General features: G+C 71.7%; 22 protein-coding genes. 4 read left to right on the forward strand and 18 right to left on the reverse strand.

What is annotated here, in order from left to right; translation table 11 throughout:
• Window positions 1-399 precede the first annotated feature (399 nt).
• The 3 genes from ABT369_RS02380 (at window position 400) to ABT369_RS02390 (ending at window position 2054) form a co-directional block, all read left to right on the forward strand.
• Window positions 400-897 carry a hypothetical protein gene (locus tag ABT369_RS02380; protein ID WP_350609792.1) on the forward strand — a complete coding sequence of 166 codons (498 nt, stop codon included), beginning with the start codon at window positions 400-402 and terminating at the stop codon, window positions 895-897.
• Between the two features lie 426 nt (window positions 898-1323).
• Window positions 1324-1743, forward strand: a complete 420-nt coding sequence (locus ABT369_RS02385; RefSeq protein ID WP_350609794.1) for a hypothetical protein — start codon at window positions 1324-1326, stop codon at window positions 1741-1743.
• A complete protein-coding gene (locus tag ABT369_RS02390) occupies window positions 1731-2054 on the forward strand; it encodes a hypothetical protein (RefSeq protein ID WP_350609796.1) in 324 nt (107 codons plus the stop codon). The genes ABT369_RS02385 and ABT369_RS02390 overlap by 13 nt, the downstream gene beginning before the upstream one ends.
• 461 nt (window positions 2055-2515) lie before the next feature.
• Here the strand turns inward: ABT369_RS02390 and ABT369_RS02395 are convergent, their stop codons facing one another.
• Window positions 2516-3151 (reverse strand): TetR/AcrR family transcriptional regulator, encoded by a 636-nt coding sequence (locus ABT369_RS02395; protein ID WP_350609798.1) that lies wholly within the window; start codon window positions 3149-3151, stop codon window positions 2516-2518.
• 69 nt (window positions 3152-3220) lie between these two features.
• On the opposite strand from ABT369_RS02395, the gene ABT369_RS02400 reads away from it, so the two are divergent.
• Window positions 3221-4729: an MFS transporter gene (locus tag ABT369_RS02400; RefSeq protein WP_502891682.1), complete on the forward strand. Its 1509-nt coding sequence runs from the start codon at window positions 3221-3223 to the stop codon at window positions 4727-4729.
• Between the two features lie 467 nt (window positions 4730-5196).
• Here the strand turns inward: ABT369_RS02400 and ABT369_RS02405 are convergent, their stop codons facing one another.
• The 17 genes from ABT369_RS02405 to ABT369_RS02485 all read right to left on the reverse strand — a co-directional run bounded on the left by ABT369_RS02405 (window position 5197) and on the right by ABT369_RS02485 (window position 22912).
• Window positions 5197-6213 (reverse strand): amidohydrolase family protein, encoded by a 1017-nt coding sequence (locus tag ABT369_RS02405; RefSeq protein ID WP_350609800.1) that lies wholly within the window; start codon window positions 6211-6213, stop codon window positions 5197-5199.
• Between the two features lie 4 nt (window positions 6214-6217).
• On the reverse strand, window positions 6218-6742 hold the full coding sequence (locus ABT369_RS02410) for a 3-hydroxyanthranilate 3,4-dioxygenase (RefSeq protein WP_350609802.1): 525 nt from the start codon (window positions 6740-6742) through the stop codon (window positions 6218-6220).
• Window positions 6739-7167, reverse strand: a complete 429-nt coding sequence (locus ABT369_RS02415; RefSeq protein WP_350609804.1) for a RidA family protein — start codon at window positions 7165-7167, stop codon at window positions 6739-6741. The genes ABT369_RS02410 and ABT369_RS02415 overlap by 4 nt, the downstream gene beginning before the upstream one ends.
• The gene (locus ABT369_RS02420) at window positions 7164-7928 is read right to left on the reverse strand and encodes a 2-keto-4-pentenoate hydratase (protein WP_350609806.1); all 765 of its coding nucleotides are present in this window, start codon (window positions 7926-7928) and stop codon (window positions 7164-7166) included. The genes ABT369_RS02415 and ABT369_RS02420 overlap by 4 nt, the downstream gene beginning before the upstream one ends.
• The gene (gene dmpG, locus ABT369_RS02425; RefSeq protein ID WP_350609808.1) at window positions 7925-8938 is read right to left on the reverse strand and encodes a 4-hydroxy-2-oxovalerate aldolase; all 1014 of its coding nucleotides are present in this window, start codon (window positions 8936-8938) and stop codon (window positions 7925-7927) included. The genes ABT369_RS02420 and dmpG overlap by 4 nt, the downstream gene beginning before the upstream one ends.
• The gene (locus ABT369_RS02430) at window positions 8935-9873 is read right to left on the reverse strand and encodes an acetaldehyde dehydrogenase (acetylating) (protein WP_350609810.1); all 939 of its coding nucleotides are present in this window, start codon (window positions 9871-9873) and stop codon (window positions 8935-8937) included. Before ABT369_RS02430 ends, dmpG begins: the two co-directional genes overlap by 4 nt.
• Window positions 9870-10655, reverse strand: coding sequence for a 2-keto-4-pentenoate hydratase (locus ABT369_RS02435; protein ID WP_350609812.1), 786 nt, complete (start codon window positions 10653-10655; stop codon window positions 9870-9872). The genes ABT369_RS02430 and ABT369_RS02435 overlap by 4 nt, the downstream gene beginning before the upstream one ends.
• An 11-nt stretch (window positions 10656-10666) precedes the next feature.
• Complete coding sequence (locus ABT369_RS02440; RefSeq protein WP_350609880.1) at window positions 10667-12127, reverse strand: 2-hydroxymuconic semialdehyde dehydrogenase; 1461 nt, start codon at window positions 12125-12127, stop codon at window positions 10667-10669.
• An 8-nt stretch (window positions 12128-12135) separates the two neighbouring features.
• Window positions 12136-13467 carry an amidohydrolase family protein gene (locus ABT369_RS02445; RefSeq protein WP_350609814.1) on the reverse strand — a complete coding sequence of 444 codons (1332 nt, stop codon included), beginning with the start codon at window positions 13465-13467 and terminating at the stop codon, window positions 12136-12138.
• The gene (locus tag ABT369_RS02450) at window positions 13464-15086 is read right to left on the reverse strand and encodes an amidohydrolase (protein ID WP_350609816.1); all 1623 of its coding nucleotides are present in this window, start codon (window positions 15084-15086) and stop codon (window positions 13464-13466) included. The genes ABT369_RS02445 and ABT369_RS02450 overlap by 4 nt, the downstream gene beginning before the upstream one ends.
• Complete coding sequence (locus ABT369_RS02455; protein ID WP_350609818.1) at window positions 15083-16573, reverse strand: LVIVD repeat-containing protein; 1491 nt, start codon at window positions 16571-16573, stop codon at window positions 15083-15085. The genes ABT369_RS02450 and ABT369_RS02455 overlap by 4 nt, the downstream gene beginning before the upstream one ends.
• A 13-nt stretch (window positions 16574-16586) precedes the next feature.
• On the reverse strand, window positions 16587-17303 hold the full coding sequence (locus ABT369_RS02460; RefSeq protein ID WP_350609820.1) for an ABC transporter ATP-binding protein: 717 nt from the start codon (window positions 17301-17303) through the stop codon (window positions 16587-16589).
• Window positions 17300-18076 carry an ABC transporter ATP-binding protein gene (locus ABT369_RS02465; protein ID WP_350609822.1) on the reverse strand — a complete coding sequence of 259 codons (777 nt, stop codon included), beginning with the start codon at window positions 18074-18076 and terminating at the stop codon, window positions 17300-17302. Before ABT369_RS02465 ends, ABT369_RS02460 begins: the two co-directional genes overlap by 4 nt.
• On the reverse strand, window positions 18073-19080 hold the full coding sequence (locus ABT369_RS02470) for a branched-chain amino acid ABC transporter permease (protein WP_350609824.1): 1008 nt from the start codon (window positions 19078-19080) through the stop codon (window positions 18073-18075). The genes ABT369_RS02465 and ABT369_RS02470 overlap by 4 nt, the downstream gene beginning before the upstream one ends.
• Window positions 19077-19973 (reverse strand): branched-chain amino acid ABC transporter permease, encoded by an 897-nt coding sequence (locus ABT369_RS02475; RefSeq protein ID WP_350609826.1) that lies wholly within the window; start codon window positions 19971-19973, stop codon window positions 19077-19079. Before ABT369_RS02475 ends, ABT369_RS02470 begins: the two co-directional genes overlap by 4 nt.
• 92 nt (window positions 19974-20065) lie before the next feature.
• Entirely contained in the window at window positions 20066-21256 is a 1191-nt protein-coding gene (locus ABT369_RS02480) for an ABC transporter substrate-binding protein (protein ID WP_350609828.1), read from the reverse strand.
• Between the two features lie 219 nt (window positions 21257-21475).
• Window positions 21476-22912, reverse strand: a complete 1437-nt coding sequence (locus ABT369_RS02485) for an NAD-dependent succinate-semialdehyde dehydrogenase (RefSeq protein WP_502891683.1) — start codon at window positions 22910-22912, stop codon at window positions 21476-21478.
• Window positions 22913-22914: the final 2 nt, after the last annotated feature.

Genomic DNA, 22914 nt, shown 5'->3' on the forward strand with positions numbered 1-22914 from the left:
CTGGCTCCAGCGCGGACGTAGCGATGGAAGCGCTGCGGGAGGCCGCGGCGCTTGTGCTGGCGACCGTGGACTCGCGGACGGCTTCACGGACCGTCGGCGCCATCCGCGGCGCGGCTGGGCTGGTGACCTGGTGCAGGACGCACGCTCCCGCCCGGGCTTGTCGCCGTCAAGCCCTGCTCGGGCCGGCCACCTCAGACGGTCCCGCGCGGCACCACTTCCCTGGCGCCCGGCCCTGCCAGGGCTGTGACGGCGCTCGGCGCCCCGGCGGGCTGCGGGTCCTCAGCACCAGCCCCACCGGGCCGGCCGCGACCCCGCAGGACGACGCCCGAGCTCCTCGGCAAAGCCCCGCCTGCTCGTTCGGTGGTCGCGGCCGTTCCGCACTGCCGTTTGGAGGCCAGCATGGACCTGTACGACGACACCGATGTGGTGACCGACCGCCGGTTGCCGGGCTGGCGGGCCCGGCTGCTCGTGGATGACGACGCCGGCGAACCCTGGGGCGACGCCCTCGCCCCCGCCCTGCTGCTCTGCCGCGGCGGATACGTGCAGGTCGCTGCCGACGTGTACCATGACCAGCACATCGAACAGATCCAGCACGCCTGGCGGCACTTCGCCGACCACGACCGGTTCACCCGCTACCTGCGGCTGTGTCACGGCACCACCACCGTCGCGACCGCCGCCGCGGGCGACCTCACCGTGGTCACCTTCGACACCGCCGACTACCGCGCGCACACCGGCATCACCGGCCCCGCCGACCTCACCGGCGAACGCGACGAGTGGCAGGCATGGCTCGACGACGACGTCCACGGCGTCATCGTCGAACGCGCCACCCCGTCACGCCACCGCATCCACTGTGGACATTCCGTGGCAGCCGGATGGGTCGAGGTAGACGCCTGCTGAGGCTTCTACGGCCACACCTACGCCGCCGAGCGGGCGCTGCACCTGCTCCGCGCCGCCGCCCGCAGCGAACCATCCGCCAGGGCCGTGCCGCCACTGCCAGCTCAGCCCTGCGCCCGGACTCCTTGAAAGGACAACGATCATGAACATCGGCGAGACGCCGTTCCCCGACAACCAGCCCACCGTCACCCGGTGGGGGATCACGTTGGCCCCATGGCACGACCCCGACCCCGACCGCGGCGTCGGCTTCAGCGCCGAGCGTGACGGGCAGACCGTCCTGGTCTATCTGACTCTCCCCGCCGACCCCGGCAACGGCCGGAACCTGACACTCGACGTGCACACCCGCCTCGGCGACGACACCGGACACGACACGGACACCATCGCGGGAACCGTCCGGCTGGACCTCATCGGCCCGGTCACCACCCGGCCGTGGACGACGGGTCCAGCGCCGGCTGGCACCTCGAGGGCCTGCACGACAGCCGCTACGTCTACCTCGCCCCCACCGTCGACGGTGACCCCGACGAGGACGTCACCGACGTGCGCGTGGCCGCCAGCGACAGCGACGACCCGAATGACGCCGACACCGTGCTGCAACTGCCCATCCACGACCGCACCGCCGAACCCCTCATCAACGCCGGGCCGGTCACCGGGCCGGGCGTCGCGTTCAACCCGGCCGCGTTCGCCGACTGGTTCCGCATCACCCATGTCCAGCACACGCTGCCCGGCCTCGTCACCGCCCCCTACGACAGCGCCGACCCGGACGACAGCGCCGCACTGCGGGCCCAGCAGCTGCTCTTCGAAGACGTGCCGGCTGCGTATGGCGGCTCGGAACCGGGGTGTCCCAGGTAGCGATCTGGCCCACCACCGACGCCGAAGGCGCGCCCGGCTGCGACAGCGGAGCCGTCATCACCGTCCGATACGGACCCGTCGGGCTCAGCACCGGCCATCTGACCGCCGAGCAACTGGTCCGGCGCGTATACATCGCTGGCGCCGGCACCGTCCGGGCCACCGCCCGGTCCGCCGCGATCCAGGCCCTCGCCGAGATCGCCGAGCGGGTCAACGACACCATCCGGCACTTCGTCCGTGCCACCGAACCTCCTGGCGCGGAGGCCACCACATCACCCGCGCCGGGCCCCGGTACCGCTCCGACAGGCCCTTGAACGAGACGACAGCAAGACGCCCTTCACCATCCAGTGTGGACGGATGAATCGGCGTTGCCCCGCGGTGTTGCGCGGACAGGCGCCGTCTCACTCCGGCCAGACGTCCCGTCATACCGAGCGGACGACCGCCGGAAGGCCGTCCGGGGTCGCGCGCAATCGCAGTGACCGAATGCGCTGCCTTGGTCAGCGTGACCCCCGGGCGGGCTCGACGACCGGACCAGTGGACACCGGTTGGTGCGTTCCGGGCCGGTCCGCTATTCCGACGAGCTGCGCCGCAACGGGACCATCCCGCAACTGTCCAACCGGCGGTGCCTAGCTGACTGCACCAACGCGCGCAAGTCGGCAGCAGGCGGTGTTGCGGCCCCTAGAGAAAACCAGCGGTGGCCGGGTCGCCCACGGGATCGACCCGGCCACCACGGTGAGGCGCGCCCCGACCGGCCTGGTCGTCGGGGTCGAGGCGGTCATCGGGTCAGCCAGCGGTCCAGTTCGGCGAGGATGTTCTCGACCTGCGGATGGAGTGCCTCGGCTATCTCGGCTGGGGTCTGACCCTCGCTGGCGCGGCGGCCCGACTCGCCGATGATGATGCGGAACACGCCGGCCAGCGCGATGCCCTGCAGGCGGGCGACCTCCGGCGCGACCGGGCTGGTTTCGCTGATGGCCGTGGTCAGCGCGGCGGCCTGGCGGTCGGTCACTTCCAGGGCCAGCCGGTTGACCGCCGGGCTGATGGCCGCGAGATAGCCGAGGTTGCCGCGGACGTTCTCCGCGGGCATGCCGCGGATTGCCGAGATCGTCTCCAGGACGAAGCCGCGGATGGCGGCGGCCGGGCTGATTCCCGCGGGCCGGGAGCGGATCAGGTCGGTCAGCCGCTCTTGTATCTCCGCTTCGCGGTCGGTGACCAGCTGTTCCTTGGTAGGAAAGTAGTTGTAGAGCGTCTGCTCCGCCACCTCCGCGGCGCGTGCGATCTCGCTGACCGTCACCTGCTCGTAGCCCCGCTCGGCGAACAACCGGGCCGCGGTCTCGGCGATGAGCCGACGCGTGCGCGCCTTCTTGCGGTCACGAAGCCCAGGTTCAGTCACGCCATCAGTGTACCAGACCACATTTTTAGAGCTGACTCTAAAAATGCTGTACGGTCTACCGCAGGAGCCGCCCACCCGGAAGGAACGCTCATGAGCGCGCAGCGTCCCGAAACCAAGCTCGAATCCGAGCAGCCGACGATGCAGGGGCCTGGCACGCCCCAGTCGTTGCGGCAGGCGTGGACAGCCCTGGCGGGTCTGTCTGCGGTCTTCCTGTTCGAGATGCTGGACAACTCGATCCTGAATGTCGCGCTGCCCACGATCGGCCGCGAACTGCACGCCTCAACGGTCGGGCTGCAATGGGTGACCGGCGTCTACGCGGTCGTGTTCGGTGGGCTGATGCTGGTGTTCGGCGCGATCGCCGACCGGTTCGGCCGCCGCCGCGTCATGCTGGTCGGGCTGATGCTGCTCGCCGCCGCGAGCCTGGCAACCGCGTTCGTCACCACCGCGGAGCAGCTCATCGGCGTGCGAGCGGTGATGGGCGTCGCCGCGGCAATGACCACCCCGGGTTCGATCGCGCTGGCCTTCCGCCTGTTCACCGAGGACAACCTGCGCGTCCGGGCGATGACCCTCATCTCCACCGTCGGCCTGGTCGGGCTCGCGATCGGCCCGACCGCGGGCGGTCTCGTGCTCGCCGTCGCTCCCTGGCAGGTCCTGCTCCTGGTGAACGTGCCGATCGCCGCCCTGGCGATCATCGGCATCCGGTCCGGCATCGCCGCGGACCAAGCCGCCGAACTGCACCGCGACCCGGTGGACGTCGCGGGGGCGATGCTGGGCACGGCGACGATCGTGTTCTCGCTCATCGCGCCCACGCTGTTCGTGAACGAGGGCAGCGGCACGTGGGCGCCCTGGACGGCCACCGCCGCGGCCGTTGCGACAGCGATCGCCTTCGTCCTGCGGGAGCGCTCGGCCCGCCACCCGTTGCTCGACCCGAAGCTTGTCGCCCGCCCGCTCGTCTCCGCGGGCCTGGCCTATAAGGCCGCGACTGGGCTGGCGGTCGCCGGCATGGGCTACATGGTGACCCTGCAGCTGCAACTAGACTGGGGATGGCCGCCCGCGCTCGCCGCCATCGGGATGCTGCCGCAGGTCGTCGTCCTGATCAGCGCCGGCCCGTTCGTCAACCGGTTCGTCCAACGCGCCGGTCTCGAACGGTCCGCCTGGCTTAGCTCCGCCGCGGTCGTGGCCGGCCTCGCCGTCTACGGTCTGCTGGGCCGCTTCGGATACGTATGGGTCGCGATCTCGCTCGCGCTCGTCGCCGCCGCGATCCGCGTGGTCGGCGCGGTTGCTGGGGTCAACGTGCTGCGGGGCCTACCGGAGAATCGGGTCTCCATCGGCGCGGCCCTGGTCGACACCGCGTCCGAGGTCACCTCCGGCGCCGGCATCGCCATCGCCGGCACCATCCTCGCAGCCTTCTTCACCGGCACCATCACCACGACGGGCTGGAGCGCGCACCAGACCGCACAGTTCCGTGACGCGGTGACTGTCGCCGGCCTGGTGCTCACCGCCGTCGCCGGCACGCTCGTCGGATGGGCGATCCTGCGCACACGAAACGCCGCAGACAACCGGTCGAGCACACCGAACACCGACGCCCTCGACGCGTAGCCGCGGCATCACCATTCCGCATGCCGACTCTGTGCCGTGCCATAACCCGTTGCACGGCATTGAGCTGGTGTTTTGCCAACCGCCACGACACGCCCGACAGGCCCGCCTGGGTCCGCCTCAGGGCCAAACGGCGTCGCAAGACCCTGATCGCCGGCCGCGACTGACGCTGAGAGCCGTGTGTCGCGAAAGTGACCAGGACGGTTCGGGAAGGGGCCGACGGAAAAGGACCAATACCACGGGCATCTCGCCGGCCGCCTACTTCGCTCGCGAGTGGTCCGAAGAAACGAATCGGGAGCAGTCCCGACACCGCGCCACGGGCCTACGCAGCGACGAAAGCGGATCCTCGCTCCTGCCCGTAGTCCAGAGCACCCGGACACCGCACCAGGCGGTGTCGGGAAGCTACGATCCCGGACACGGTGCGGTTCGCGACCAAACCGTTGCTGGCGCAGGAGATGGTAGAGCGGGCGCTACTTCGTCATGGTCGTCGTCACGATCTCGCTGATACCGAGGAAGCGACGGGCGTTGTTCGTCCTGATGGCGGTTCGTTGGTCCGGCGTGAGGAAGGACGAACGGTCGACGACCTCGCCCACCGGGCGCTCCCCGAGCGGGTACGGGTAGTCGCTGCCGACCATGACCTGGGTGGCGCCGAGCGTGTCGACCAAGACCCGCAGCGCTTCGGGTCGGAAGACCACGGAGTCCACGCTGAAGCGGGAGACGTAGGCCGACGGCGGTTGCTGCGAGGTCGCGATCACGTCGGGGCGCCGGTGCCAGGCGTTGTCCAGCCGTCCGAGCCAGAAGGCGAACGAGCCGCCGCCGTGGGCGAAGCAGATCCGCAGCGTCTCGGGGACCTTGTCGAACACTCCCCCGAGGATCATCGCGATGATCGACAGGTGGGTCTCGGCGGGCATGCCGGTCAGCCATTGGGCCATCCACCGGTCGGTCCGGGGCGAGGCCGGCATGTCCCACGGGTGGACGAAGACCGGTATGCCGAGCGAGTCGGCGTGCTGCAGGAACGTGACGACACCGGCGTCGTCCAGGTCGCGGTCGCCGACGTGGTTGCCGATCTCCACCCCGAGGTGGCCCGCCGCGACGGCGCGGTCGAGCTCGTCGCAGGCGGCATCCGGGTCCTGCAACGGCACCTGGCAGAACGGCAGGAGACGGCCGGGAGCCGGTGCACAGATCTCGAGGGCGAGGTCGTTGAAGATCCGGGCGACCTTGGCCGCCTCGCCCGGTGGACGGCCGTAGCCGAAGAAGACCGGGGTGGGCGAGACGACCTGTGCCGCGACCCCGTCGGCGTCCATGTCGGACAGTCTCGCCTCGGCGTCCCAGCAGTTCGATGCGATGCGGCGGAACTCCGCCGAGCCGACCATGATCATGGCTTCGCGCTCGGACTCCACCCGCAGCCACGGCTGGCCGGGACCCAGGTCGGGCCAGCCTTTCGGGACGAAGTGGGTATGGACGTCGACCACTGCGGACGGCGTCATCGGCTCAGCCCTTGCCGGGGTGCACGGTGCCGCACGACTGGCACGTCCGGGCCTGCTCGTCGGTGTAGAACCGCTCGAAGACCGGCGGCAGGTCGGCAACGATGTCGCGGACCTGCAGCTCTATCTCGTGTACCTTCGTGTGGCAGTTCGGGCAGTACCACATGAACTTCTCCAGGGTTCCCTCCTCCCGGATCCGTTCGATGACGATCCCGATGGAGCCGGCTTCGGGTCGCTGCGGAGAGTGGGGGGTGTCGCGGGGCAGCATCCACATCTCGCCCTGCCGGACGTCGACGCGCTGGGGCCCGTCGTCGGTCATGAGCTCGACGTGCATGTTGCCCTTGACCTGGTAGAACCACTCCTCGTACGGGTCGAGGTGGAAGTCGGTCCGCTGGTTGGGCCCGCCGACCACCTGGACGATGAAGTCGCCCATCGGTTGCCACATCTGCTTGTTGTTGACCGGCGGCTTGAGCAGGTGCTGGTGTTCGTCGACCCACTGCTGGAAGTTGACGACGGGCGGGATCGTGGTCATGGTGCTTCCCTTCGGTGCGAGCGGAGCGCGATCGCCTGCATCTCGATGAGGAGATGCGGGTGGGGCAGTTGGTGGACGGCGACGGTCGTTCGCGGCGGCCCGTCCGCGTCGAAGTACTCGGCCCAGACCTCGTTGTAGCCGCCGAAGTCGTTCATGTTGACCAGGTACGTCGTCACCTGCACGAGGTTGCTCAGGTCGGCGTCGACGGCGGCGAGGAGGCCGCGGATGTTCTCGATGACCGCCCGCGTCTGGGCCCGGATGTCGAGGTTGGTCACACCGAACTCGTCGACCTCGACGCCCTCGAACGTGTTGTCGGCGCGGCGACTGCTGGTGCCGGACACGAACACGAGGTCGCCGGCCACCTTGACGTGCGGGAAGCGACCGCGCGGCGTCGCCCGTCCGGCGACCACGAATGCATCGCTCACGACGCGGCCCGCACGGTGACCCGGCCCAGCCCGGTCACGGACGCCTCGACCACCGCGCCCGCGGTCAGCGGTACCGCCGCCGTCGCTGCCCCGGCCAGGACGACCGAGCCGGCCGGCAGGACGAACCCGTGCTCCCGCACCATCCGCGCGCAGACCTCGAGCGCGCGCAGGGGATGCCCGAGGATGGCGGCGGTCGAGCCGGCCTGCACGACGGTGCCGTCCACCTCCAGCACCACGCCGAGGTTGCCGAGGTCGAGCGCGCGGGCCGCCGTGAAGTCCTGCCACGGGCCGATCGCGAACGCCGCCGCCGAGGCGTTGTCGGCCACCACGTCCTCGAGCGTGAACGAGAAGTTCCGGTAGCGGCTGTCGATGATCTCCGCTGCCGGTGCGACCGCCACGACGGCGGTCGTGAGATCGCCGCCGTGGACGCCGTCGCCGACCAGGAATGCCAGCTCCGGCTCGATCCGCGGGTGGATCAGCGGAAGGTCGGCGGTCCCGCCGTCCGCGACCCGCATCCCGGCCGTCAGCACGCCGGCGATGACGTCGAAGACGCCCATCTGGGCCGCTTTGGCCGTGCTGGTGAAGCCGAGCTTCATCCCCACCGGCGGGTCATCCCGCCGGCTGCGCAGGTCCACGCCGGCGCGCTGCACCGCGTACGCGTCGGCCAGGCTGAGCGGTACCTCACTGGTCAGTTGGGTGGTCGCGTGCGCTGTCCGGATGGCCTCGTCGAGCCGCGTCGCGAGCGTCCTGGGATCGGTCATGCCTGCTCTCCCGCCAGATCGAGGGCGACGTCGACGATCATGTCCTCCTGGCCACCGACCATCTGCCGCCTGCCCAGTTCGACGAGGATGTCGCGCACGTCGAGGCCGTACCGCGCCGCTGCCCGCTCGGCGTGCAGCAGGAAGCTGGAGTACACGCCGGCGTACCCCAGCGTGAGCGTCTCCCGGTCGACCCGGACCGGGCGGGTCTGCAGTGGACGGACGAGTTCCTCGGCCGCGTCCTGCAGGGCGAAGAGGTCGCACCGGTGCTTCCAGCCCATGAGGTCGGCGACCGCGACGAACGCCTCGATGGGGCAGTTGCCGGCGCCGGCGCCCTGGCCGACGAGTGACGCGTCGACCCGGGTGACCCCGTTCTCCACGGCGACGACGCTGTTGGCGACGCTGAGCGAGAGATTCTCGTGCGCGTGCACGCCGATCTGCGTCTCCGGGCGCAGTGTGTCCCGGTAGGCGCGGACCCGGTCGGCCATGTCCCGCATGGTCAGCCGTCCCCCGGAGTCGGTGACGTACACGCAGTGCGCGCCGTACGACTCCATCAGCCTCGCCTGCTCCGCCAGCCGCTCCGGCGAGCTCATGTGGCTCATCATGAGAAACCCGGCGACGTCCATGCCGTGCTCGCGGGCCCAGGCGATGTGTTGCGCGGCGACGTCGGCCTCGGTGCAGTGGGTCGCGACGCGCACGCTGGTGACCCCGAGGTCGCGGGCCCGGGCCAGGTCGTCGATCGTCCCGATGCCGGGCAGCAGGAGCGTGGTGAGCCGAGCGTTGGTGACCACCGAGGCTGCCGCCTCGATCCAGGCGGCGTCGGTGTGCGCGCCGTGCCCGTAGTTGACCGACGACCCGCCGAGCCCGTCGCCGTGGGAGACCTCGATCGCGTCGACCCCGGCGGCGTCGAGCGCGGCGGCGATCGCCCGGACCTGCTCGACGGTGTAGCGGTGGCCGACGGCGTGCATCCCGTCCCGCAGGGTTACGTCCTGCACGTACACGTCGTAGGTCATGCCGGCATCTCCTTCGCTCGCCGGGCGACCAGCCGCTCCGCTGTGCGCATCGCGGCTGACGTCATGATGTCGAGGTTGCCCGCGTATGCAGGCAGGTAGTGCCCGGCCCCGGTGACCTCGAGGAACACGGAGACCTGGGTGCCCGTGAACGGCCGCCCGAGCGCCGGCACGAAGCCGTGGGTCACGTCGTCGTACTGCACGGCCTGCTTGAGCCGGTAGCCCGGCACATACGTGCGGACCTCGGCGACCATCGCGGCGACGGACGCGTCGACGGCCGCCCGCTCGGCCGGGCCGAGCCGCCCGACCAGGCAGTAGACGGTGTCCCGCATCACCGGCGGCGGCTCGGCCGGGTTGAGCACGATGACGGCCTTGCCGCGCTCGGCGCCTCCGACCCGCTCGATCGCGGCCGCGGTCGTCTCGGTGAACTCGTCGATATTGGCCCGGGTGCCCGGCCCGGCGCTGCGGGAGGCGATCGAGGCCACGATCTCGCCGTAGGCCACCGGGGTCACCGCGGAGACCGCGGCGACGATCGGCACGGTCGCCTGCCCGCCGCAGGTGACCATGTTGATGTTGTCCGCGGACAGATGCTCGCCGAGGTTGACCGGAGGCACGACGTACGGCCCGACCGCCGCCGGCGTCAGGTCGATCATCGTCTTGCCGAACGGTCGCACGCGCTCGTGGTTGCGCCGGTGCGCCGCGGCCGACGTGGCGTCGAAGACGATCGCGACGTCGGCGAACTCCGGCAGTGCGACCAACCCGTCGACGCCCTCGTGGGTGGTCCCGATCCCCATCCGGCGAGCCCGGGCCAGGCCGTCGGAGCCGGCGTCGATGCCGACCATCGCCGCCACCCGCAACGTGGTCGACAGACGCTTGATCTTGAACATGAGGTCGGTGCCGATGTTGCCCGACCCGATGATGGCGACCGGCGTCGTCATCGCGCGCTCCTGTCCTCGAATACCGCTGTGACGTCACCCAGGCCGGAGATCCGGGCCCGGAAGGCACCCGGCGCGGTCACCGGCACGACCGGTCCGAGCGCGCCGGAGAGCACCACGTCCCCCGCCCGCAGCGGCTGCCCCTGCCGGCCGAGCGCCCTGGCCAGCCAGACCACGGCGGCCACCGGGCTGCCGAGGCAGGCGACGCCGGCCCCGCAGGAGACCACGTCGCCGCGCTGCTCCAGCACCATGCCGGCCCCGACGAGGTCGACGTCGGCAAGCCGGCGCGGCGCGGTCCCCAGCACGAACGCGCCGCTGGACGCGTTGTCGGCGATGGTGTCGGCGATCGTGATGTCCCAGCCGGTGATGCGGGAGTCGACGACCTCGACGGCGGCCAGGACGTGGTCGGTCGCCCGCACGACGTCGGCCACCGTCGGGTCGGGGACGTCGACGTCACGGCCGAGGACGAACGCGACCTCGGCCTCGACCCGGGGCTGCAGAAACCGGGCCAGCGGCATCGGCTCGCGATCGGCGTACGCCATGCCGCCGAACAGTGTCCCGAAGTCGGGGCTGTCCACCCCGAGCTGGGCCTGGACCGCGCGCGACGTCAGGCCGATCTTGCGGCCGACGATGCGCTCGCCGGCGGCAGCGCGCCGGGCCGAGAGCACGGCCTGCACCCGATAGGCGGCGTCCTGATCGCCGGCGTCGATGAGATCGCGGACCGGCGCGCACGGCACCCCGGTCGCGGCGGCGGTGGCGAGCCGCTCGGCGGCGGCTTCGATCACGGTTGACGACGTCACAGTTGCACGCACACATTCGTCGGCTGGGTGTAGAAGTGCAGCGAGTGCCGGCCGCCCTCGCGGCCGATGCCGGACAGGCCGACGCCCCCGAACGGCGAGCGCAGGTCGCGCAGGAACCAGGTGTTGACCCAGGCCACGCCGACCCGCATCCGCTGGGCGACGCGGTGCCCGCGTTCGAGATTCTGGGTCCAGACCGCCGCCGCGAGGCCGTACCGCGTGTCGTTGGCCAGGCGGACCGCGTCCTCCTCGTGGTCGAACGGGATCAGCGCTGCCACCGGGCCGAACACCTCCTCGCGGACGGTCCGGGCGCCGTGGTCGAGCCCGGCCCACAGCGTCGGCTCGACCCAGGCACCGCTGGCGAGGTCGGGCCCGAGGTCGGGCACCCCACCGCCGACGAGCGTCTCGGCGCCCTCGTCCCGGGCCAGCGCGAGGTACGACAGGACCTTCTCCCGGTGCGCGACGGAGATCAGCGGGCCGGTGGTCGTGTCCGGGTGCTCCGGGCGGCCCAGGCGCAGCTGCCGCGCCTTCGCGACGAGGCCGGCCACCACGTCGTCGTAGACCGGCCGCTGGACGTAGACCCGCTCGGTGCACAGGCAGACCTGGCCGGTGTTGGCGAACACCGACCGGGACAGCCCGTCGACCGCTTTGTCCAGGTCGGCGTCGGCGAAGACGATGGCCGCGTTCTTGCCGCCGAGCTCGAACGACACCGGCCGCACCGCCGGCGCCACGGCCCGCATGATCGCCGATCCGGTGCCCGACTCGCCGGTGAACGTGACGCCGTCGATGCCCTCGTGGGTGGTGACGAACTCACCGGCCGACGACGGCCCGAAGCCGTGCACCACGTTGTAGACGCCGGCCGGCACCCCGGCGTCGGCCATCACCTCGGCCAGCAGCGTGGCCGTCGACGGCGTCTCCTCCGACGGCTTGACGACGACCGCGTTGCCGCAGGCCAGGGCGGGGGCGACCTTCCAGGTCAGCAGGAGCAGCGGCAGGTTCCACGGCACGATGACGGCGACGACGCCGAGCGGCTGGGCGATCGCGTAGTTGAGCGCGCGGTGGCCACCGGGCAGCTCGGTGAGGTACGAGTCGAGCCCGGACGCGCTCACCGTGTCTGCGAACGAGCGGAAGTTGGCCACCGCCCGGGCGACGTCGAGCTGGCGGGCCTGGGCCACCGGCTTGCCGGTGTCGCGGACCTCGGCCTCGACGAAGTCCTCGAAGCGCTCTTCGATGCGGTCGGCGATCCGGCGCAACACGCGGGCCCGGTCGGCCACGGACGTGCGGCCCCAGGGGCCGTCCAGCGCCCGCCGGGCGGCCCTCACGGCCGCGTCGACCTCGGCCCGGCCAGCCTCGTGCACGGTCGCCGTCACCTGCCCGTCGACCGGGCTCAGCTTGTCGAAGGTGGACGCTCCCGTGACGAAGGCGCCGTCGACGAAGTTCATGATCTCCGCTTGGCCCATGGCCGCGCTCACGCTCCTGTCCCGAGCCCTGCGCGGGCCATGATGTCGTCGTGGGCGGCCGTCGCCTCGGCCCGCAGCCGGGGCAGGTCGACGCCGACCAGGGCGCCGCCGCGCTTGCGCACCACGCCGGCGACGAGCACCGTGTCGACGTCGGCCCGGTCGGCCGAGGAGACCACCGCGGCCGCCGGGTCACGCAACGGCAGGGTCCGGATCGAGTCGGCCCGCACGAGCACGACGTCGGCCGCCCAGCCCGGCGTGAGCGTGCCGGTCCGGTCGCCCAGGCCGCAGGCCCGGGCGCCGTCGACGGTCGCCAGGCGCAGCACGTCACGGTGGGTGAGCGTGGGCTCGAACGGGCCCTCCGGGTCGTCGGGCAGAGCCTCGGCCCGGCCGAGGGCCAGCGCCATCCGCATCTGCGTGAACATGTCGCCGGGCGATGTCGTGACCGTGTCGACGCTGAGGGTCGGGGCCACGCCGTGCGCGAGCATCGCGGTGATCCGCGGCAGGCCGTGACCCATCACGAGTTCGACGTACGGCGCGATCGACACCGTGCCGCCCGAGTCGGCGATCATCGCGATCTCGTCGTCGGCGGTCGTCGTGCAGTGGATGAACGTGGTGTTGTCGCCGAGCAGCCCGAGCCGGTGCAGGGTACGGACCGGGTGGCCGGTCGCTCCGCCGGAGCGCATCGCGGTGTGCACCGAGACGCGCACGCCGAGCTCGCGTGACAGGTTCCAGTCGCGCACGGCGACCTCGTCGACCACGTTGCCCGGCTGACGCAGCGCGAGCGCCATCGTGAGCAGTCCGTCGTCGGACGGGAAGTGCTCGGCCCGGATCCGGCGGGCGTCGGCCGGGTGGTCGAGCTCGCTGCGGTACCACCACTGGCCGCCGGCGGGCATGCCGTGCGCGTACATCGCCCGGATACCGGCCTGCCGCAGGCCCTCGATCGCCCCGTCCGCGTGATCCGGGGTCTCGCTCGGCGACCAGTCCACCATTGTCGTGATACCGGCGTCGAGCGCGTCGAGGGCACCGACGTAGTTGCCGAGCCGCATCAGCTCGGGGGTGTACGCCGGGGCCACGCTGTTGAAGATCGTGCCCATGAACTCCCCGAGCGTGCAGCTCGGCAGCAGTCCGCGGACCAGCGACTGGTACGTGTGGCGGTGGGTGTCGACGAAGCCGGGCAGCACGACGGTGCCGGCGGCGTCGATGACCTCCGCGTCCGCGGTGGACAGGCCGGGCCCGATCTCGGCGATCCGCCCGTCGACCACGAGGACGTCGCCGTCGATGTCGCCCAGCGCCGGGTCCATCGTCACCACTCGACCACCGCGGATCAGCAGTCGGTTCATCGCCCCTCCTTCAGGACAGCGGTCAGTTCGCCGCTCGCGTGCACGGGTCGGCCGCCGAGCAGGGTCAGTTCCGACTCCAGCGTCACGATCTTGTCGACGTCGACGGTGAAGTAGTCGTCGGAGAGCACCGCTAGATCGGCCCGGAACCCCGGCTCGAGCGCCCCGATCTCGTGCTCGGCGAAGCAGTTCCACGCGCTGCCGCGGGTGTAGAGGCGTAGCGCCTCGTCGCGGTCGAGCAGGTTCTCGTCGGACACGATCCGGTCGCCGCCGATCGTGCGGCCGGTCAGGTAGAAGTGCAACGAGGTGAACGGGTCGTACGAGGCGCCGCGCATCGCGTCCGTACCGGCGCTCACCGCCACCCCGGCGTCGAGCAGAGCTCGCAGCGGGGGCGCGTCGCGCACCCGCTCGGCGCCGAACGCGTCGATCGCCTGGCCGCCGAGGAAGCGCAGCAGGCTCTGGGTGAGCACCCCGAGTCCGAGCGCGCGGATGCGGCCCACGTGGGCCGCGTCGATCATCTCGCCGTGCACGATGCCCCACCGCAGCGGCGCGAGCGGATACCGGGCGTTCACCGCCTCGCACGCGGAGATGACGGTCTCGATGACCTCCGGCCGGTGGGCGTGCATCTGCACCGGCCAGCCGCCGGCGGCCAGGTCGCTGAAGACCCTGATCAGCTCGGCCCGGTCGGCGTCCGTCACGTCGACCCGGGTGTGCACCCGGTCGTGCAGGCCGTAGAGCACGACCTCGCCGAAGCCGAGCAGCCGCAACGTGCCGCTGCCGTGCCGGGGCCGACCGTAGCGCAGGTAGCCGGCGATCTCCTCGGCCTCACGCCCGCGCGCCGACGCGTGCACCGTCAGGAACGTCCGCACGGTCAGCTCGCCGCGCCGGTCCAGCTCGTACACGGCCTCGTAGACGTCCGGGCCTGTGTTCACGCCGCCGCCGTCGATCAGCGCGGTCACCGCGAACCGGTTCAGGTCGCGCGAGAGCCGGCCGGTCGAGGCGATCTGTTGGTCCAGGGTCTCCTTGGGCAGCCGGGCGTAGAGCCACTTGCAGCCCTCCATACCTAGCACCCGGCCGGTCGGCTGCCCCTGGTCGTCCCACGCGAACAGCTGAGCGCCCGCCGCGTGGGCGGCCTCGGCGGTGACCCCGGCGGCGCGCATGCCGGCCGTGTTCACCTGAGCCCAGTCGTACATCATCTGCACCAGTACAGGGCGCTCGGGCGCTGCCGCGTCCAGCTCGGCGCGGTCCGGCCCGCGTCCCTCGGGGAACTGGCGTTCGTGCCAGCCGCCGATGACCAGCACCCACTCGCCCGGCGGGCGCGTCCGGGCCGCCTCCGCGATGGTGTCCAGGCCCGCGGCCAGGCTCGGGCAGCGCTCCCAGCGCAGCTCCGTGTTCCAGGTGAGCCCGGCCCGCACGAAGTGGATGTGGTTGTCGACCAGGCCCGGGATCACGCAGCGGCCGCCCAGGTCGACGACGGTAGTCTCCCGGCCGGCGGACCGGCGGATCTCGTCGGTGCTCCCGGCGGCGAGCACCCGCCCGGCGCGGACAGCGAGGGCCGCCACCCGGCGGCCGCCGGCGCTGGTGGTGATGTCGCCGTCGACCAGGATCAGGTCGGCCGTCATAGCGCGACCCTGGGCTCGCCGAGCAGCGGGCTGGTCAGCAGGTACATCCCGGAGTTCGTGAAGGCCCAGACCAGGCGGCGGTCCCACTCGACGAAGATGCTCTCGGTCGGCACCAGGTAGGAGCGGGGGTCGCCCAGCTCGTCGGTCATCCGCGGCACGAAGTACCCGGCCAGGGCCGGCCGGCGCACGTCGGTGACGTCGAACATCTGCACGCCGGCGTTGCCGAACGAGTACAGCGTGAGGTTCGGGTCCGCCGTTCCCGGGTGAGCGTTGGACCCGAACCGCTTGGGGCCGAACTTGCCCCGGCGGAACACGAAGTCCGGGTACGGCGCGCCGGGCGGCGGGACCGGCCGCGGGAACGTCGCGACGATGTGCGGGCGCGCCGGGTCCCGGACGTCCACCACGTAGACGTCCTTGTACGGCTCGTAGCCGTCCTCGTTCATCGGGCCACCGTTGACGAACACGACGCCGCGGCTGGTCACCCGGCTCGTGTCGACCACGTCGCCCTCGATCCCGGCCCAGCTGTGCGGCAGCTCGAGACTGCCGGCGACCCGGGGGTGGCGCGGGTCGGCGAGGTCGAGCACGTACAGCCCGAGACCGCCCATGACCGCGTAGCCGTACCGGCCGCCCTGCTCCAGCGGCACCGGCACCGACGTGGGCACCCGCGCGCCGATCCAGGAGGTCCGGTTGCCGTGCCGGCTCCACGACTCGTAGGCGCCGGTCTCGCCGAGCCGCTGGCCGGGAACCCACCAGGTGGACAGGAGCTTCGGGTGGGCGGGGTCCGCCATGTCGTAGACGAGCTGGGCCGGCGTGTACGGGTAGGTGGCGAACTCCTGGTTGATGAACGTGTCGTCGGGGGCGGCGGAGATGTACATGTAGCGACCGCCGTCGTATGCGGGCGTGTCCACCCCGCCGGAACCCTGGTGGATGCCGGTGGCCGGGTCGACCGGGCCGGTCGGCACCACGGCCAGCAGCTTCCAGTCGGTGGGGCTGGTCAGCTCGTAGACGCGGAACCCGCGGAAGCCCGGCGCCGACATCAGCCGGGGCAGCACGGCCGGGTCGCCGTACTTGTCGGAGTCCGGCCCGTAGGTGCGCGGCACCTCGAAGCACTGCACCATGATCCAGGCGTCGCGCTGCCGGTTGTAGGCGATCGCCGCCGCCCCGAACTCGCCCTCACCCGGGCCGTACCGCTTCTCCAGCACGAGGTCGCGGGCCGTCGGGTCGGTGATGTCGTAGACGTTGAGCGCCTGCCGGTAGTAGTGGAACATGTACCGCCGGCCGCCCATGTCGACGACGTTCTGCCAGGTGTGGGTGAGCCGGACGACCGTCGGCCAGCGGCCCGCCACGGTCATGTTCGAGGTGTACTCGCGGTCCTCCAGGTGCTCGAGACTCTGCGGCAGCGGTCGCGGCCCGCTCACGTACGGTGTGCTCTGCGGATGCACGAAGCGCTGGTGCTGCTCGTCCCACCCGTAGTCCTTCGTGGTCAACGCTCTTCTCCCTCTACTGTGGACCAGCCACGCTCATCAGCGCGCGGACGCGCTCGCGGTCCCCGCGGAAGCCCGCCGGATCGGTGCGCCACGCAATCTCGCCCTTGACCATCACCGCGACGTCGTCGGCGAGGTCGAGCGCCAGGCGGACGTTCTGCTCGACGAGCAGGACGGTGATGCCGTCCTCCCGCAACGCGCGGATGACGTCGGCGACCTGCCGCACCACCATCGGCGAGAGCCCGTCGGACGGCTCGTCGAGCAGCAGCAGGCGCGGGTTGGTCAGCAGCGCCCGGCCGATCGCGAGCATCTGCTGCTCGCCGCCGGAGAGCTGGTTGCCCCTGTTGCCCCGCCGCTCCCGCAGCCGCGGCAGCAACTCGTAGACCCGCTCCAGCGTCCACGGGCCGGGCCGCTTGCGGCGCACCGCGATGCGCAGGTTCTCCTCCACGGTCAGCGGGCTGAACACCCGCCGGCCCTGCGGCACCAGCGCCATGCCGGCCGCCGCGATCGTGTCGGTCCGGGCGCCGGTCAGGTCCCGTCCCGCGAACGTGACGCTGCCCGCGTACGCCCGCACGAGCCCGATCACCGACATGACCAGCGTGGACTTGCCGACCCCGTTGCGGCCGAGCACGGCCAGCACGGTGCCTTCCTCGATGGCGACGTCGACCCCGTGCAGCACGGCGCTTCCGCCGTACCCCGCGCGAAGGCCGCGCACGTCCAGCAGCGGGCTCACCGGAACTCCTCCTCCACGTCGTCGTCCGTCACCGACCAGGACAGGTAGGCCTCCTGGACGGCCGGGTCGGCCGAAACCTCGGCCGGCGTGCCGGTGGCCAGGAGCCGGCCGTGGTGCAGCACGGAGATGTCGGTCGCCAGGCTGAACACGACGTCGAGGTCGTGTTCGACGACGATCACCGTCAGGTCGTCGGGAAGGGTCTTGACCAACCGGACGAAGTCGGCCGACTCGGTCGGAGACATTCCGGCCGTCGGCTCGTCGAGCAGCAGCAGCCGGGGCCGGGCGGCCAGGGCCAGGGCCAGCTCGAGCTGGCGGCGTTCGCCGTGGGACAACGCCGACACGTGGTCGCCGCTGCGGTCTGCGAGACCCACGGCGACGAGGCACTCGTGGGCGGCGGACGCCCGCTCGCGGTACCGGTCGGCGCCGCGCCACCACACGGTGCCGATGCCCTGCACCCGCTGGGTCGCGAGCGCCACGTTCTCGGCGACCGTCAGCGGCATGAACACGCTGGAGTGCTGGTACGTCTGGGCGATGCGCATCCGGGCCCGGCGCGGTTGGGAGCGGCCGGTGATGTCCTCGCCGAAGTAGTGGATGCGCCCGGCGCTCGGGCGGACCTCGCCGGAGAGCAGCTTGAACATCGTCGACTTCCCGGCGCCGTTCGGCCCGATCAGCGCGTGTCGCGCCCCGGCCCGGACGGTCATCGTCACGTCGTCGACCGCCCGCAGCGCACCGTACGCCCGGGTCAGCCCGTCCACCTGCAGCGCGGCGGTCATACCCGCTCCATCCGTCGAGGCTCGTCGGTCCCGGCCGCGGGTCGCGACGCGGGAGTGCGGCGGGGGCGCAGCGGGTTGCGGATCCCGGCGAAGCCGTCCGGCAGTGCGTAGACCACCACCACGAGCACGGCGCCGAGCACGATCGGGCCGTAGCCCTGCATGGAGATCGGCAGCATGTTCTGCGCGACGATGATCAGCGCGGAGCCGGCCACGGCGCCCCAGAGGCTCTGCGACCCGCCGACGATCAACGCGAGCAGCGCCAGCGCCGAGGCGTGGAAGCCCATGTCGGCCGGGGCGATGAACAGCGTCTGCGTCACCCACAGCGACCCGGCGACGCCGGCGAACGCGCCGCTGACGCTGAACGCGGCGTACTTGTAGAAGGCGGTGCTGTAGCCCAGCGCACGCATCCGCGGCTCGTTGTCGCGCACGCCGCGCAGCGCCCGGCCGAACGGCGAGCGGATCAGCAGCGCGATGAGCATCGCCATGAGCAGCACGGCGCCGGCGACGTACCAGTAGACGACGGCGACATGGCGCAACTCGACGCCCGGCAGCAGCCTCAGCGTCGGGATGTTCGCCAGGCCGTCCGACCCGCCGGTCAGCCCGACCCGCGCGATGGCCACCAGCGCGAGCAGCTCGCCGATGGCCAGCGTCAGCATGAGCAGGTACGTGCCCCGGACCCGCACGAGCAGCCAGCCCGTGGCGGCCGCCACCAGCGCGCCGGCCGCCGCCGAGATCCCCACCAGCGCGGGCGCGTTGGTGGTCAGGCGGCCGGCCAGCAGGCCGGTCGCGTAGCCGCCGACGCCGAAGAACCCGGCCTGCCCGATGGTCGGCATCCCGGCGATGCCCATGAGCAGCACGATGCTCATCACCACAAGCGAGAAGGCCAGGATCTGGGTGAGGGTGGACACCGCATACGGCCCGGCGAGGAACGGCGGAGCCGCGGCGGCCAGCACGACCAGCGGCGGGACGACCACGCGCAGGGCCGGACGGTCGAGAGTGCTCATGCGGTCGTCTCCGCCCGGCCTAGGAGGCCGTGCGGTCGCACGACCAGGATCAGCGCCATGGCGCCGAAGATGAGGAACGGGGCGACCGCCGGCGCGAGGGCCGTGCCGAGGGTCTGCACCTGGCCGATCAGCAGACCGCCGATCAACGCGCCGCGGGCGGAGCCCAGACCGCCGATCACCACCACGACGAGGGCGGTGAGCAGGACGTTTCCGTCGAGCCCGGGCCCGGCGCCGAGCACCGGTCCGCCGAGGACGCCGGCCACCACGGCCAGCGCGGAGCCGGCCGCCAGCACGCCGTAGAGGATCTTCCGGGTGTCGATGCCGAGCGTCCGCACGATGTCGGCGTCGGCGACGATGGCCCGCACGGTGGCGCCCATCATCGTGCGCTCCAGTACCACCTCGGCCAGCACGGCGATGAGCAGCCCGAAGCCGATCAGCACCAGTCGGTAGACCGGATAGGGGTCGCCGAAGATCGAGACGCTGCCGTCCAGGCCGGCCGGAGCCGGCACCGAGCGCACGTCCGCGCCGAAGCCCACCAGCAGCAGGCTCGACCCGATCATCGAGATGCCGAGGGTGAGCAGCGCCTCGGCCATGTGGCCGCGGCGGGCCAGCGGCCGGGTGACCGCGGTGAGCCCGACTCCGGCCAGCGCCCCGGTGGCCAGCGCGATGGTGAGCGCCAGCACCCACGACAGCCAGGCGCCGACCGGTGCCACCACGACGGCGGCGACGTAGGCACCGGCGAGGAAGAAGGTGCCGTGCGCCAGGTTCAGCAGGTTGAGCATGCCGAACACGAGCGACAGGCCGACGGCGAGCGTGTAGAGCAGCAGCCCGTACGCCAGCCCGTTGATCACTGTGATGAGGTTGGCGTCGAACCATTGCGTCAGTGCGGACACGTTCCTCCCTTCAGTGGATGCTTGCCAGCGGATGCTTGATCGATGCCTGCGGCGGGCGGCGCGCCGGCAACCCGGCGCGCCGCCTACGCGTCTCAGGACTTCTTGCCGTCACTGGAGTAGACGCCGAGGACCTCGATCACCTCGTCGACCATGACACCGCCGGAGTTGGTGGCCCGGCGCAGGTAGATGGTCTGCGTGGGCGCCTGGAAGGAGTCGAAGCGCCAGGTTCCGCGGGGCGTTTCGACGTCGCCCACCTTGCCCAGCGCCGCGTTGACGGCCTCGCCGGTCACCTTGCCGTTGCCGATCGACGCGATCGCCTTGTCCAGCACCGCGGCCGAGGCGTACTGGGCCTCGGAGTAGACCGACGGCTGCGCGTTGTACTTGGCCGTGTACGCCTCGACGAACTGCTTGTTGACCGGGGAGTCGATGCCCGGGCTGTAGATCGAGTTGGTCAGCACACCGGCGGCGGCCGGACCCTGCGCGGAGAGGTTGCCCTCGGTCAGCGCTTGGTTGCCGTAGAGGGTCGCCTGGGTGTTGAGGCCGAACTGGGCGTACTGCGTCACGAACCGGGTGGCCTCCGCGCCGGCGTAGAACGCGTACACCGCGCCGGCCTTGCTCTTCTGGATCTCCGCCAGGTACGGCTGGTAGTCCTGGGTCGTGCCGAACGGCGTGAACGTCGTGCCGGCGACGGTGACCCCGCCGGCCTGCAGGCCGGCCTTGACCGCGTCGATGATGTCACGGCCCTGCTTGTAGTCGGCGCCGATCAGGTAGACCGGCTTGTCCTTGCGGGCCACGAGGTAGTCGACGATGGACGTGTTCATCATCGGGTTGGTCCAGCCGACCCGCCACCAGAACGGGTTGTCGGTCACCTGTCCGGTCGAGACGACCGGGGTCTTCGCGTCGGAGAAGACCGTGGCCACGCCGACGGCCGTCGCGCTGTTGACGATGCCGGTGACCGCGGCCACCTGCTCCTGCTGCACGAGCCGCCGGGCGGCGGCGGTGCCGACCTGCGGCGTGCTGCCCTCGTCGACGGTCACCAGCTCGACCTTGCGGCCGCCCAGCTTGCCGTCGTGCTTGTCGAGGTAGATCTGCATCGCGCGCTCGAGGTCGGTGCCGATCGAGGCGTAGACGCCGGACTTCGGCACCATGAATCCGATCTTGACCGGCCCGCTCGCGTCGGTGGAACCGGTGTCCGCTCCGCCCGCGACGGTGCTGCCGCTGCAACCCGCGAGTGCAAGCGCGAGCGCGGCGGCGACCGCGGAAGCGGCTCCTCTGCCTGCCATACCGCCAACTCCTTCTGGTGTGGACACCGCCGGTTCCCCGTACGGTCGAGCCGGTGGCCGCGCTCGTGACGATGTCTGATTTTTCAGTTGAATGCGGGGTTTTTAACAATCCTGCCGGTCCCGGCACGTGCCATAGTGGCATATTGGCTTAGCCACTTTCAGGGTGCTGAACCGGCCCTCGTGTGTCAAGGTCGCGGACGGCTCTTTACCAAGCCGTAGCTACCAGTCGACGGCCACGTACCTGGGTTCGAGGAACGCCTCGATGCCGGCCCGGGCGCCTTCCCTGCCCAGCCCGCTCTGCTTCACCCCGCCGAACGGCGCGGCGGGCTCCGACACGAGGCCGCGGTTGAGCCCCACCATGCCCGTTTCCAACCGCTCCGCGACCCGCAGCCCGCGGCTTAGATCTTCGGTGTAGAGGTAGGACACGAGGCCGTACTCGGTGTCGTTGGCCAGCGCGACCGCTTCGTCCTCGGCCTCGAACGCGACCACCGGGGCCACCGGGCCGAAGATCTCGTCGGCCAGCACCGGCGCGCTCGCCGGGACGTCGGTGAGCACGGTCGGCGCGTAGAAGAAGCCGGGGCGGTCCGGAACCCGCCCCCCGGTATGGAGCCGGGCCCCCGAGTCGACGCTCGCATCGACCAGCTCCGCCACCTTGTCCCGCGACGAGGCGTTGATGAGCGGCCCGAGCCCGACCCCGTCGTCGAGCCCGGACCCGACCGTGAGGGAGTCCATCGCCGCCCCGAACCGCGCCACGAACTCGTCGACGACGGCCCGGTGCACGTAGAACCGGTTGGCCGCGGTGCACGCCTGGCCGCCGTTGCGCATCTTGGCGACCATCGCGCCGGCCACCGCCGCGTCGAGATCGGCGTCGTCGAAGACCAGGAAGGGTGCGTTGCCGCCGAGCTCCATCGAGCAGCTCACCACCCGGTCCGCCGCCTCATGCAGCAGTACCCGGCCCACCTCGGTCGACCCGGTGAAGGACAGCTTGCGCACCCGCGGATCGTGCAGGGCGGCCGAGACGACCGCACCCGACCGCCGGCTCGGCACGACATTGACCACGCCGTCGGGCACCCCGGCCTCGCCCAGCAGGGCGGCCACGGCGAGCGCCGTGAGCGGCGTGTCGCTGGCCGGCTTGAGCACGACCGTGCACCCGGCGGCCAGCGCCGGACCGATCTTGCGGGTCGCCATCGCCGCCGGGAAGTTCCACGGCGTGACGAGCAGGCTCACCCCGACCGGCGCGTGCGTGACCAGGATCCGGTGGCCGCCGCCCGGCGCGGTGCCGACCGTGCCGGCCAGGCGTACCGCCTCCTCGGCGTACCACCGGAAGAACTCAGCGGCGTAGCCGACCTCACCGCGCGCGTCGGCGAGCGTCTTGCCGTTCTCCAGCACGATCAGTCGGGCCAGCATGTCGGACCGCTCGACCATGAGCTCGTACGCCCGCAGCAGCACCGCGGCCCGCCGCCGAGGCGGGAGTCCGGCCCAGGCGCCGGCCGCCGAGTGTGCCGCGCCGACCGCCGCGAGCATGTCCTCGACCGTGCCGTCGGCGACCTCGGCGAGGACCTCGGCCGTCGCCGGGTCGGTCACCGGGATGCGGTCGGCACCGCCGACCCACTCGCCGGCGATGAACATGCCGGTCGGCAGGCCGGCTGGCAGCACGG

Origin of the sequence: Dactylosporangium sp. NPDC000244 (assembly GCF_040300725.1) — a bacterium.
Taxonomy (GTDB): Bacteria; Actinomycetota; Actinomycetes; order Mycobacteriales; family Micromonosporaceae; genus Dactylosporangium.

Excerpts from the sequence above, each read along its gene's own strand:
- ABT369_RS02380 (WP_350609792.1), top strand. The coding sequence starts at position 400 with ATGGACCTGTACGACGACACCGATGTGGTGACCGACCGCCGGTTGCCG.
- ABT369_RS02400 (WP_502891682.1), top strand. The coding sequence starts at position 3,221 with ATGAGCGCGCAGCGTCCCGAAACCAAGCTCGAATCCGAGCAGCCGACG.
- ABT369_RS02405 (WP_350609800.1), bottom strand. The coding sequence starts at position 6,213 with ATGACGCCGTCCGCAGTGGTCGACGTCCATACCCACTTCGTCCCGAAA.
- ABT369_RS02410 (WP_350609802.1), bottom strand. The coding sequence starts at position 6,742 with ATGACCACGATCCCGCCCGTCGTCAACTTCCAGCAGTGGGTCGACGAA.
- ABT369_RS02420 (WP_350609806.1), bottom strand. The coding sequence starts at position 7,928 with ATGACCGATCCCAGGACGCTCGCGACGCGGCTCGACGAGGCCATCCGG.
- dmpG (WP_350609808.1), bottom strand. The coding sequence starts at position 8,938 with ATGACCTACGACGTGTACGTGCAGGACGTAACCCTGCGGGACGGGATG.
- ABT369_RS02430 (WP_350609810.1), bottom strand. The coding sequence starts at position 9,873 with ATGACGACGCCGGTCGCCATCATCGGGTCGGGCAACATCGGCACCGAC.
- ABT369_RS02440 (WP_350609880.1), bottom strand. The coding sequence starts at position 12,127 with ATGGGCCAAGCGGAGATCATGAACTTCGTCGACGGCGCCTTCGTCACG.
- ABT369_RS02445 (WP_350609814.1), bottom strand. The coding sequence starts at position 13,467 with ATGAACCGACTGCTGATCCGCGGTGGTCGAGTGGTGACGATGGACCCG.
- ABT369_RS02450 (WP_350609816.1), bottom strand. The coding sequence starts at position 15,086 with ATGACGGCCGACCTGATCCTGGTCGACGGCGACATCACCACCAGCGCC.
- ABT369_RS02465 (WP_350609822.1), bottom strand. The coding sequence starts at position 18,076 with ATGACCGCCGCGCTGCAGGTGGACGGGCTGACCCGGGCGTACGGTGCG.
- ABT369_RS02470 (WP_350609824.1), bottom strand. The coding sequence starts at position 19,080 with ATGAGCACTCTCGACCGTCCGGCCCTGCGCGTGGTCGTCCCGCCGCTG.
- ABT369_RS02480 (WP_350609828.1), bottom strand. The coding sequence starts at position 21,256 with ATGGCAGGCAGAGGAGCCGCTTCCGCGGTCGCCGCCGCGCTCGCGCTT.